8 protein-coding genes are annotated in these 11,299 nt (G+C 74.7%); 6 read left to right on the forward strand and 2 right to left on the reverse strand.

The features are described from left to right. Positions 1-103: 103 nt before the first annotated feature. Entirely contained in the window at positions 104-508 is a 405-nt protein-coding gene (locus ACZ4WZ_RS29970; RefSeq protein WP_388934659.1) for a cobalamin B12-binding domain-containing protein, read from the forward strand. Between the two features lie 38 nt (positions 509-546). On the opposite strand, the gene ACZ4WZ_RS29975 is transcribed toward ACZ4WZ_RS29970, so the two are convergent. Both ACZ4WZ_RS29975 and ACZ4WZ_RS29980 read right to left on the reverse strand, forming a co-directional pair. Continuing rightward, positions 547-2,112: a DUF5691 domain-containing protein gene (locus ACZ4WZ_RS29975; protein WP_467895392.1), complete on the reverse strand. Its 1,566-nt coding sequence runs from the start codon at positions 2,110-2,112 to the stop codon at positions 547-549. Positions 2,113-2,502: 390 nt separating this feature from the next. Then, on the reverse strand, positions 2,503-3,840 hold the full coding sequence (locus tag ACZ4WZ_RS29980; RefSeq protein ID WP_467895395.1) for an SWIM zinc finger family protein: 1,338 nt from the start codon (positions 3,838-3,840) through the stop codon (positions 2,503-2,505). Positions 3,841-3,974: 134 nt separating this feature from the next. On the opposite strand from ACZ4WZ_RS29980, the gene ACZ4WZ_RS29985 reads away from it, so the two are divergent. From ACZ4WZ_RS29985 to sucD, 5 genes are all read left to right on the forward strand, one after another. Then, complete coding sequence (locus ACZ4WZ_RS29985) at positions 3,975-5,081, forward strand: ATP-binding protein (protein ID WP_467895398.1); 1,107 nt, start codon at positions 3,975-3,977, stop codon at positions 5,079-5,081. After that, positions 5,078-7,429, forward strand: a complete 2,352-nt coding sequence (locus ACZ4WZ_RS29990) for a DUF5682 family protein (RefSeq protein ID WP_467895401.1) — start codon at positions 5,078-5,080, stop codon at positions 7,427-7,429. Before ACZ4WZ_RS29985 ends, ACZ4WZ_RS29990 begins: the two co-directional genes overlap by 4 nt. Positions 7,430-7,640: 211 nt before the next feature. After that, entirely contained in the window at positions 7,641-8,801 is a 1,161-nt protein-coding gene (locus tag ACZ4WZ_RS29995) for a VWA domain-containing protein (RefSeq protein ID WP_467895404.1), read from the forward strand. Positions 8,802-9,088: 287 nt separating this feature from the next. Then, positions 9,089-10,267: an ADP-forming succinate--CoA ligase subunit beta gene (gene sucC, locus ACZ4WZ_RS30000; protein WP_388934641.1), complete on the forward strand. Its 1,179-nt coding sequence runs from the start codon at positions 9,089-9,091 to the stop codon at positions 10,265-10,267. 21 nt (positions 10,268-10,288) lie between these two features. Next, positions 10,289-11,179 (forward strand): succinate--CoA ligase subunit alpha, encoded by an 891-nt coding sequence (sucD, locus tag ACZ4WZ_RS30005; RefSeq protein ID WP_030710487.1) that lies wholly within the window; start codon positions 10,289-10,291, stop codon positions 11,177-11,179. Positions 11,180-11,299 lie beyond the last annotated feature (120 nt).

Genomic DNA, 11,299 nt, shown 5'->3' on the forward strand with positions numbered 1-11,299 from the left:
GAATCAACGGCGTCCCACGTGTGATTTCCCCCTCCCGGTTGACCGCGAAACGGTGCCGTGCGCAATGCTGTACTTAACGTTCGTTCACTCGGGAGGCAGTGCGATGGGTGTGACCGGTCCGATCCGTGTGGTGGTGGCCAAGCCGGGTCTCGACGGCCACGACCGCGGCGCCAAGGTGATCGCGCGGGCGCTGCGCGACGCCGGTATGGAAGTCATCTACACCGGCCTCCACCAGACCCCCGAGCAGATCGTGGACACCGCGATCCAGGAGGACGCGGACGCCATCGGCCTCTCCATCCTCTCCGGGGCGCACAACACGCTCTTCGCGCGCGTCATCGAACTCCTCAAGGAGCGCGACGCCGAGGACATCAAGGTCTTCGGCGGCGGCATCATCCCGGAGGACGACATCGCCCCGCTCAAGGCCAAGGGCGTCGCCGAGATCTTCACCCCCGGCGCCACCACCACCTCCATCGTGGACTGGGTCAACGCCCACGTCCGCCAGGCCTGACGTCTGACGTCCCTTCCGGCCGGCCCCGGCGCCTGAGATCAGGCGGCCGGGGCCAGTTCGGCGAGCATGCGGGCCCGCATGCGGAGGGTGGCCACCAGGCGCTGGAAGGCCTCGGCCCAGTAGGCGGCCGCTCCCGGTGAGGCCTCCGGCGGGTGCTGCGCGGTGGCCGTCATGCCCTCCAGGCGGTCCGCCTCCGCGGGATCCAGGCAGCGCTCCGCCAGACCCATCACCCCGCTGAAGCTCCACGGGTAACTGCCCGCCTCGCGCGCCGCGTCCAGGGCGTCCACCACCGCCCGGCCCAGCGTCCCCGCCCAGGGGACCAGACAGACGCCGAGCAGCTGGAAGGCCTCCGGCAGCCCGTGGGCGCGTATGAACTCCGCGACCCACTCGGCCCGCTCCACCTCGCTCAGCGTCTCCAGCAGCTTCGCCCGCTCCGCCAGCGACGCCGTGCCCGGGCCCGCCGCGGGCGGCGCGGACGGCGGCCCGAGGAGCGCCTTCGACCACTGCGGGTCGCGCTGGCGCACCGCCGCCCGGCACCAGGCCGCGTGGATCTCCTCCGCCCAGCCCTCCGCCACCGGCAGCGCGACGATCTCCGCCGGACCGAGCCCGCCGAAGCGGTCCCGCCAGCAGGACAGCGGGGCCGACTCCACCAGCTGGCCCAGCCACCACGCCCGCTCCCCGCGCCCGGCCGGGGGCTGTTTGACGACCCCGTCGCGCAGCATCCCCGCGTCGCACTCCGCCGGCGGTACCACCCCCTCCGGGCCGACGCAGGCCAGCGCCCGCTCCGCCATCCGCCCGGCCAGAGCCGAGCCTGGCAGCGCGGACAGCAGTTCGGCGGCGGTCGCCCGGACATTGCGGCTGCGGTCACCCAGCGCCGCCTCCAGGAAGGGCTCGTCCTCCCCGGACAGCCCGGACCGCAGCGAGTCGAGGAACATCAGCCGGTCCTCGGCACGCTCCGTGGCCCAGGTCGTCGCCAGCAGCCGGGGCGCGGCCGCCGGCTCGTGGGCCCGGACGGCGCCGAGCAGGGCGACCCGCTCGGCGAACAGCCCCTCCTCCCAGAGCCGGGTGACCGCCTCTCCGTCCGCCGGGTCGGGCAGCTCCCCGGCGCCTCCGGGCGCCCCGCGCAGGGCGAACCGCCACTCGGGATTCAGTCGGGCCAGCCACAGCCCCCGCGCCCCGGCCAGGGCCAGCGCCTGCGGGCGCAGGTCGGTCCGGGCGCGAGCCGCGTCCAGCAGGGCCGGGAGCTGGGCCGACGGCGCCCGGTAGCCGTGCCGCGCGGCGGCGGCCAGCCACTGCGGGAGCAGTTCCGTCAGATCCGGGGCGGCCCCGCGCCGCCCGCCGCCACTGGCCGCCGCGGTCCGGCCCGCCAGCAGCTGCGCGAGTCGCCGCCGGGCGGCCTCCGGGGGCGCCGGGCGCGGATCGTCCGCCGCGGCCGGGGGCCGCCGGGCCGCCTCGGCGGGCCGCAGCCCGGCGCGGCGGCGCAGCGTCTGCACGGCCGCCGCGTCGAGCAGCGCCCGCGGTGAGCCGCCGCGCCGCTCGGTACCCAGCAGCGCGGCGGTGACCAGCTCCTCCCAGTCCCGGTACCCCTCGTCACCCTTGTCCATCGGACCCCTCCCTCGTCACTCGTGCCCCGTCGTCCTCGCCGGCCGTGGCCGCCGCTCGTGTGCCACCGTCCGTCAGCCGCCCGCGTCCGCCGCCGGTCTCGCGTCGTCGGTGTCTCGTCGTCAGTCGTCGGTCGTCGGTCGTCGGTCGTCGGTCGTGCCGGCCGGCGGCCCGGTCCCGGCCCCTCCTCGGGACCGGGCCGCCGGTACCCGGCACGACCCTGTTCAGCTGGCGTGGTTGTCGTTCATCGCAAGCCCCCCGGCTTCTCGTCCGTTTCACGCGCCGACGCCCCCGCGACGGCCCGTCCCTCCCCGTGGCACCCCCTCAGACGGCATACGGGCCCCCAGGCCCCCTGCGTTTTTGTTTGGTTCCGCTCCGGCTCCGGCTCCGGCTCAGGTCAGCGGCACCGGCTCGGGCGAGCCGGGCTGCCAGGCCGTCAGCGGGCTGAAGCCGCGGTGGCCGCACTCCCCGAAGACCGTGACGGGTCCGCCGCCCGAGAGGGCGGCCAGCTGCCACAGCCCGGACCGCGAGCGGCCCTGCGCGAGCGCCACCGGCAGTGCGGACGTCCCCTGCGCGTCCGCCACCTGCCAGGCGGCCTCGCCCCCTTCTCCCGGTATCGGGATCACGGGGCCGAGGACCACCGGCCACGACTCCAGCCACGGGTCCTCCCGCAGCGCGGCTCCGTAGGCCTCGAGGGCCTCGCCGGTGCTCACCCCGGGCGGAGTGCGGGCGGCCGGCACCGCGGCCGCGGTACGGTCCCCCAGCTCCGCCCGCAGCCCCGCCGACCCGGGCCGGAAGCGGGCTTCCGCCTCCAGCACCAGTCCGACGGGCAGTGCCAGCCCCGGCGGCCGGCCGGGCGGACCGAAGTCCAGGACCAGCGCCGGGCGCCCGCTGTCCAGTCCGCGCAGCCATATCCGGCGGGTGGTGAGCCGGCCGTCCGGGGACACCGAGTCGTACTGGGCCAGTACGAGCCAGCGGTCCCGGACGGTCTCACCCTCCGCCGGAGACGGCAGCCCCACCCGGCTCCGGACGGTCGCGGCCAGCGGCTCCGGCAGCCCGGACACCCCCAGCCAGGCCCTGTCCAGCAGGTGCAGCAGCGCGAACTCCTCAAGCATCCGGGCGGGCCAGCCGGGGCCGCAACCGGGTATTGCCCCCAACTCCCTTACTCGCGCCGCGAGTCCGGGCGCCTGGGCGTCGACCATCCGGGCCGCGGTCTCCTCCCAGGGGGCGTAGCCGGCTTGCTGCTGTCCGGCGATCCCGCCGCGCAGCAGGTCCGCCAGCCGCTGTTCCAGCTCGGTGACGCCCGCGCCGATCCGCTCGGCCCGGCGCTCCGCCCGCTTGCGGGCCGCCTCCCGGTCCACCGGACCGGCGGCCGGACGCGCCGCCTTCGCCGCCCGCCCGGCGAGCCATTCCCCCGCCCAGTCCGGCGCCGCGGCCGGATCGCCGAACCCCTCCGCCGACCAGAGCAGCAGCAGCCCCAGCGCGTGCTTGCAGGGGAACTTCCGGCTCGGGCAGGAGCAGGCGTACGCCGGGCCCGTCAGGTCGACGACCGTCCGGTACGGCGTGCTGCCGCTGCCCTTGCACAACCCCCACACCGCACCGGAAGCGGAACCTCCGGTCTGTGACCACGGACCCGCCCCTCCCAGCCTGCCCCCCGCCTTGCGCGACGCCTCGTCAGGAGCCAGAGCCAGTACCTGTTCCGCCGTCCAGCGGACCCCCTGCTCAGTCATGGGAACAACCGTAGGGACCCCCACTGACAATCGCTCTGACCTGCAACGACGCCCGAAACAAGGGGCGTTGTCAGTGGCATGGTGCACGGTGGATCCAGCAGTCGGGAGCGGCTGCCGAGCATTGGAGGGGGACCATGACCACGCCCGGGAACGGCACCGGTACGGAAGCGCTGCGACCGCACGCCGAAGACGCCTTCGCGCACGAACTGAAAGCCCTCGCGGCCCACGACGACCGGCCCCGCCCGGCCCGCTGGAAGCTCTCCCCGTGGGCCGTGGCCACCTACCTCCAGGGCGGCGCGCTCGCCGACGGCACGGTCATCACGCCCAAGTACGTGGGCCCGCGCCGGATCGTCGAGGTCGCCGTCACCACGCTCGCCACCGACCGCGCCCTGCTGCTGCTCGGCGTCCCCGGAACCGCCAAGACCTGGGTGTCCGAGCACCTCGCCGCCGCCGTCAGCGGGGACTCCACCCTCCTCGTCCAGGGCACGGCCGGCACCCCCGAGGAAGCCATCCGCTACGGCTGGAACTACGCCCGCCTCCTCGCCCACGGCCCCAGCCGCGAAGCCCTCGTCCCCAGCCCCGTCATGCGGGCCATGGCCGAGGGCATGACCGCCCGCGTCGAGGAGCTCACCCGCATCCCGGCCGACGTGCAGGACACCCTCATCACCGTCCTGTCCGAGAAGACCCTCCCGATACCGGAGCTCGGCGAGGAGGTCCAGGCCGTGCGCGGCTTCAACCTCATCGCCACCGCCAACGACCGCGACCGCGGGGTCAACGAACTCTCCAGCGCGCTGCGCCGCCGCTTCAACACCGTGGTCCTGCCGCTGCCCGCCACCGCCGACGCCGAGGTCGACATCGTCGCCCGCCGCGTCGACCAGATGGGCCGCGCCCTGGACCTGCCCGCCGCCCCCGAGGGGCTGGAGGAGATCCGCAGGGTCGTCACCGTCTTCCGGGAGCTGCGCGAGGGCGTCACCGACGACGGCCGCACCAAGGTGAAGTCGCCCAGCGGCACCCTGTCCACCGCCGAGGCCATCTCCGTGGTCACCGGCGGACTGGCCCTGGCCGCGCACTTCGGGGACGGCGTCCTGCGCCCCTCCGACGTCGCCGCCGGGATCCTCGGCGCCGTCGTCCGCGACCCGGCCGCCGACCGCGTCGTATGGCAGGAGTACCTCGAGGCGGTCGTCCGCGAGCGGGACGGCTGGAAGGACTTCTACCGGGCCTGCCGGGAGGTGACGGCATGAGCCCCGGGGCCGCGGGACCGCTGCTGCTGGGGGTCCGCCACCACGGGCCCGGCTCGGCCCGGGCGGTGCGGGCCGCGCTGGACCGCGCGCGGCCGAGGGCCGTGCTGATCGAGGGGCCGCCCGAGGGGGACGCGCTGCTCGCGCTGGCGGCCGAGCCCGGGATGCGCCCGCCCGTCGCCCTCCTCGCGCACGCGGCGGACGACCCCGCCAGGGCCGCGTTCTGGCCGCTGGCGGCCTTCTCACCGGAGTGGGTCGCCATCCGCTGGGCACAGGCCCGGGACGTGCCGGTGCGCTTCATCGACCTGCCGGCCGCCCATGCGCTGGCCGCACCCGCCGAGGAGGAGGATCCGGACACCGGCGGCCCGGGCGCCCTGCGGGTGGATCCGCTCGCCGTGCTCGCGGAGACCGCCGGGTACGAGGACCCCGAGGACTGGTGGGAGGACGTGGTCGAGCACCGGGGCACGGGCGGCGCGCCGGACCCCCTGGCCGTCTTCGAGGCCCTGGGGGAGGCGATGGCCGCCCTGCGGGAGACCTACGGGGACGGCGGCCGCCCCCGGGACCTCGTCCGCGAGGCGTACATGCGGCAGCGGATGCGCGCGGCCCGCCGGGAGTTCGGCGACGACCACGCCGTGGTGTGCGGTGCCTGGCACGTCCCGGCGCTGCGGGCCAGGACCACGGTGGCGGCGGACAGGGCGCTGCTGGCCGGGCTGCCCAAGGTGAAGGTGGAGACCACCTGGGTGCCCTGGACCCACCGCAGGCTCTCCCGGGCCGGCGGGTACGGCGCGGGCATCACCTCGCCCGGCTGGTACGCGCACCTGTTCGCGGCCCCGGACCGGCCCGTCGAGCGCTGGCTGACCAAGGTCGCCGGGCTGCTGCGGGAGGAGGACCGGCAGGTCTCCCCGGCCCACGTGATCGAGGCGGTCCGGCTGGCCGGGACCCTGGCCGCCCTGCGGGGCCGCCCGCTGCCCGGGCTCGCGGAGACCCTGGAAGCGGTCCGGGCCGTGATGTGCGACGGCTCCGGGATACCGCTCGCGCTGATCGAGGACCGGCTGGTGATCGGGGACGTGCTCGGCGAGGTCCCGGACACGGCGCCCGTCGTACCGCTCCAGCGGGACCTCACCCGCCGGCAGCGCTCGCTGCGGCTCAAGGCCGAGGCGCGGCGGCGGGACCTGGAGCTGGACCTGCGCAAGGACTCCGACGCGGCCAAGTCCCTGCTGCTGCACCGGCTGCGGCTGCTCGGGATCGACTGGGGCGTACCGACCGCCTCCCGGAGCGGGACCGGCACCTTCCGGGAGACCTGGCGGCTGTGCTGGGAGCCGGAGCTGTCGGTGCGGGTCGCCGAGGCCGGGATCTGGGGCACCACCGTCCTGGGGGCGGCCACCGCGAAGGCGGAGGCCGACGCGGCGGCCGCCGGCGAGCTGGGGGAGATCACGGCGCTGGCCGAGCGCTGCCTGCTGGCCGGGCTGTCGCAGGCGCTGCCCGCCGTGCTGCGGGCGCTCGCCGACCGGGCCGCGCTGGACACGGACGTGGCCGGGCTCGCCAGGGCGCTGCCCGCGCTGGCCCGTTCGCTGCGGTACGGGGACGTGCGGGGCACGGACGCGGCGGCGCTCGGCACGGTCGCGGCCGGGCTGGCGGAGCGGATCTGCGTGGCCCTGCCGCCGGCCTGCGCGGCCGGGCTCGACGCCGACGGGGCGGCGGAGCTGCGGGGCCACGTCGACGGGGTGCACGGGGCGGTGGGCCTGCTGGCCGACACGGACCCGGGGCTGCGGGAGCGCTGGTCGGCGGTCCTGCGGACGCTGGCCGGGCGGGAGAGCGTGCCCGGGGGGATACGCGGGCGGGCCGCGCGGCTGCTGCTGGACGACGGCCGGCTCCCGGCCGGGGAGACGGCGCGGCTGATGGGGCTCGCCCTGTCCCCGGCGGCCTCCCCGGCCGACGCGGCCGGCTGGATCGAGGGCTTCGCCGGGGGCGCCGGCGGCGGGACGCTGCTGGTCCACGACGAGCGGCTGCTGGGCCTGATCGACGCCTGGCTGGTGTCGGTGCCGGAGGGTGCCTTCATCGACGTACTGCCACTGCTGCGGCGGACGTTCGGGGCGTACGAGGCGGGGGTGAAGCGGACCCTCGGCGAGCTGGCCCGGCGCGCCCCCGGTGCCCGAGCGGCGTCCGCCGCCGGGGCCGCCCCGGCGGGCTTCGACCCGGAGCTGGACCCGGCCCGCGCGGACGCGGTTGTGGATCTGGCCCGGCTGCTCTTGGGGGTGGCCCAGGCCCCTTGCCCTGGCCGGGTCGGGGGTGGGGTGGCTGCCCTGCCCTGGCCGGGCGGGGCCCGCCCCCTCAGGTCGCTGTCCGACTGACCCACGTTCGGCCGCGGGCAAACGATCCGGGTCGCCCCATCCAGCCCCGCCGGCGTTTGAGGCGCGGGGTCCGGGGCGGAGCCCGGAGGGTCCGGGCGGAGCCCGGGCAACGGTGGGAGGGCGGGTAGGGGACGGCCCCGCGCAGCGGCAGATCCGGGCGCGGGGCGAGGGGGCGCGGCCCCCTGGAGGAACGAGTCGAGGGGATGGGCAGATGACGGAGACGGGTGGCGCGGAACCCGCCGGAGACGAGCGGCTGCGGCGGTGGCGGCTGGTGCTGGGCGGCGAGGGCGACGGGACGGGCCGCGCGCTGAGCGGGCGGGACGCGGCGATGGACGGGGCGCTCGCGGCGCTCTACGGCGGCGGGGGCGCCGGGGGCCGGGCGCAGGGGGAGCGGTCCGCCGGTCTCGGGGCGTCCGCCCCGCGCGTGGCGCGCTGGCTCGGGGACATCCGTACGTACTTCCCCAGCCCGGTGGTCCAGGTCATGCAGCGGGACGCCATCGAACGGCTCGGTCTGTCCGCGCTCCTGCTGGAGCCGGAGATGCTGGAGGCGGTCGAGCCGGACGTCCACCTGGTCGGCACCCTGCTGTCGCTGAACAAGGCCATGCCCGACACCACCAGGGAGACGGCGCGGGCCGTGGTCCGCAAGGTGGTCGAGCAGCTGGAGAAGCGGCTCGCGGCCCGCACCCGGGCCACGCTGACGGGCGCGCTGGACCGTTCGGCGCGGATCAGCCGTCCCCGCCACCGCGACATCGACTGGGACCGGACCATCCGGGCCAACCTGAAGAACTACCTCCCGGAGCACCGGACCGTCGTCCCCGAGCGGCTCGTCGGCTACGGCCGGGCCTCCCGGTCGGTGAAGAAGGAAGTGGTCCTCTGCATCGACCAGTCGGGCTCGATGGCCGCCTCGGTCGTCCACGCCTCCGTCTTCGGGGCGGTCCTCGCCTCCATGCGGTCCATCGCCACCCGGCTCGTCGTCTTCGACACGGCGGTGGTCGACCTGACCGACCGGCTCGACGACCCGGTCGACGTCCTGTTCGGCACCCAGCTGGGCGGCGGCACCGACATCAACCGTGCCCTCGCCTACTGCCAGTCCAAGATCACTCGACCGGCGGACACGGTCGTCGTCCTGATCAGCGATCTCTACGAGGGCGGCATCCGTGACGAGATGCTCAAGCGGGTGGCCGCGATGAAGGGGGCCGGCGTGGAGTTCGTGGCCCTGCTGGCCCTGTCCGACGAGGGCGCCCCCGCCTACGACCGCGAGCACGCGGCGGCCCTGGCCGCGCTGGGTGCGCCCGCCTTCGCCTGCACCCCCGACCTGTTCCCGGAGGTGATGGCGGCCGCCCTGGAGAAGCGCCCCCTGCCGGTGCCCTGACGGGCCCGCCGGAGCACGCCCGACCGCTGCGGCACATCGGCAGATCACACGAAGACGCAGCTCAACTGTGAGGCGATCTGTGACAGGTATCACCGCTCAGGTGTGATCTGCGATTTAGGGACCCACGTCCCACGGGGATAACCTGCGAGACGGACATGCCGCGTCCACGGTCACCGTGTGCGCCTTCCTAGTGACAGCGCCGTCACGTTGCCCTCCGCGGCACGCCCACGCAGATAGCAGACAAACCGCGAATCACTGCGAATCTTTAAGACAAGGGACGGACGCGCGTGGACCTGTTCGAGTACCAGGCGAGGGACCTCTTCGCCAAGCACGGTGTACCGGTGCTGGCCGGTGAAGTCATCGACACGCCTGAGGCGGCTCGCGAGGCCACCGAGAAGCTGGGCGGCAAGTCGGTCGTCAAGGCCCAGGTGAAGGTCGGCGGCCGCGGCAAGGCCGGTGGCGTGAAGCTCGCCGCCACCCCGGACGAGGCCGTCGCCCGCGCGACGGACATCCTCGGCATGGACATCAAGGGCCACACGGTCCACAAGGTGATGATCGCCGAGACCGCGCCGGAGATCCTCGAGGAGTACTACGTCTCGTACCTCCTCGACCGCACCAACCGCACCTTCCTGGCCATGGCCTCGGTCGCGGGCGGCATGGACATCGAGCAGGTCGCCGAGGAGACCCCGGAGAAGCTCGCCAAGGTCCCGGTGAACGCCAACGAGGGCGTGACCATCGAGAAGGCCCGCGAGATCGTCGCCCTGGCGAAGTTCCCGGCCGAGGTCGCCGAGCAGGTCGCCGAGGTCCTCGTGACCCTGTGGCAGACCTTCATCGCCGAGGACGCGCTCCTCGTCGAGGTCAACCCGCTCGCGAAGGTCGCCTCCGGTGACGTCATCGCGCTCGACGGCAAGGTCTCGCTCGACGAGAACGCCGAGTTCCGCCAGCCGGGCCACGAGGAGTTCGTGGACCACGCCGCCGCGAACCCGCTCGAGGCCGCCGCCAAGGAGAAGGGCCTCAACTACGTCAAGCTCGACGGCGAGGTCGGCATCATCGGCAACGGCGCGGGTCTCGTCATGAGCACCCTGGACGTCGTCGCGTACGCCGGTGAGAACCACGGTGGCGTCAAGCCCGCCAACTTCCTCGACATCGGCGGTGGCGCCTCCGCCGCCGTCATGGCCAACGGCCTCGAGATCATCCTCGGCGACCCGGACGTCAAGTCCGTGTTCGTCAACGTCTTCGGTGGCATCACCGCGTGTGACGAGGTCGCCAACGGCATCGTCCAGGCGCTGCAGCTGCTCGAGGACCGGGGCGAGGCGGTCACCAAGCCGCTGGTCGTCCGCCTCGACGGCAACAACGCCGAGCTGGGTCGCAAGATCCTCTCGGACGCCAACCACCCGCTGGTGCAGCGCGTGGACACCATGGACGGCGCGGCCGACAAGGCCGCCGAGCTCGCGGCTGCGAAGTAAGGGCAGAGGTCACAGACTCACATGGCTATCTTCCTCAACAAGGACAGCAAGGTCATCGTCCAGGGCATGACCGGTGCCACGGGCATGAAGCACACCAAGCTGATGCTGGCTGACGGCACCAACATCGTCGGCGGCGTGAACCCGCGCAAGGCCGGCACGACCGTCGACTTCGACGGCACCGAGGTCCCGGTCTTCGGCTCCGTCGCCGAGGCGATGGAGAAGACGGGCGCCAACGTCTCCGTCCTCTTCGTCCCGCCGGCCTTCGCCAAGGCCGCGGTCGTCGAGGCCATCGACGCCGAGATCCCGCTGGCCGTCGTCATCACCGAGGGCATCGCGGTGCACGACTCCGCCGCCTTCTGGGCGTACGCGACCGCCAAGGGCAACAAGACCCGCATCATCGGCCCGAACTGCCCGGGTCTGATCACCCCCGGCCAGTCCAACGCCGGCATCATCCCGGGCGACATCACCAAGCCCGGCAAGATCGGTCTCGTGTCCAAGTCGGGCACGCTGACCTACCAGATGATGTACGAGCTGCGCGACATCGGCTTCACCTCCGCCGTCGGCATCGGTGGCGACCCGGTCATCGGCACCACGCACATCGACGCCCTGGAGGCCTTCGAGGCCGACCCGGAGACCGAGCTCATCGTCATGATCGGCGAGATCGGCGGCGACGCCGAGGAGCGTGCGGCGGACTTCATCGCGAAGAACGTCACCAAGCCGGTCGTCGGCTACGTCGCGGGCTTCACCGCCCCCGAGGGCAAGACCATGGGCCACGCCGGCGCCATCGTCTCCGGTTCTTCCGGCACCGCACAGGCCAAGAAGGAGGCCCTCGAGGCCGCCGGCGTCAAGGTCGGCAAGACGCCGACCGAGACCGCCAAGCTGGCGCGCGAGATCCTGAACGCCGCCCAGTAGGCAGCAGCTGTACGGATGTACGGGCGTGGGGGGGGGGGGGGGGGGGGGGGGGGGGGGGGGGGGGGGGGGGGGGGGGGGGGGGGGGGGGGGGGGGGGGGGGGGGGGGGGGGGGGGGGGGGG

The organism is Streptomyces sp. NPDC029122, assembly GCF_055569445.1.

What these genes read in the sequence shown, in the direction of transcription:
- ACZ4WZ_RS29990 (WP_467895401.1), top strand. Translation starts at nt 5,078, where the DNA reads ATGAGCCCCGGGGCCGCGGGACCGCTGCTGCTGGGGGTCCGCCACCAC.
- sucD (WP_030710487.1), top strand. Translation starts at nt 10,289, where the DNA reads ATGGCTATCTTCCTCAACAAGGACAGCAAGGTCATCGTCCAGGGCATG.
- ACZ4WZ_RS29980 (WP_467895395.1), bottom strand. Translation starts at nt 3,840, where the DNA reads ATGACTGAGCAGGGGGTCCGCTGGACGGCGGAACAGGTACTGGCTCTG.
- ACZ4WZ_RS29995 (WP_467895404.1), top strand. Translation starts at nt 7,641, where the DNA reads ATGACGGAGACGGGTGGCGCGGAACCCGCCGGAGACGAGCGGCTGCGG.
- ACZ4WZ_RS29975 (WP_467895392.1), bottom strand. Translation starts at nt 2,112, where the DNA reads ATGGACAAGGGTGACGAGGGGTACCGGGACTGGGAGGAGCTGGTCACC.
- ACZ4WZ_RS29970 (WP_388934659.1), top strand. Translation starts at nt 104, where the DNA reads ATGGGTGTGACCGGTCCGATCCGTGTGGTGGTGGCCAAGCCGGGTCTC.
- ACZ4WZ_RS29985 (WP_467895398.1), top strand. Translation starts at nt 3,975, where the DNA reads ATGACCACGCCCGGGAACGGCACCGGTACGGAAGCGCTGCGACCGCAC.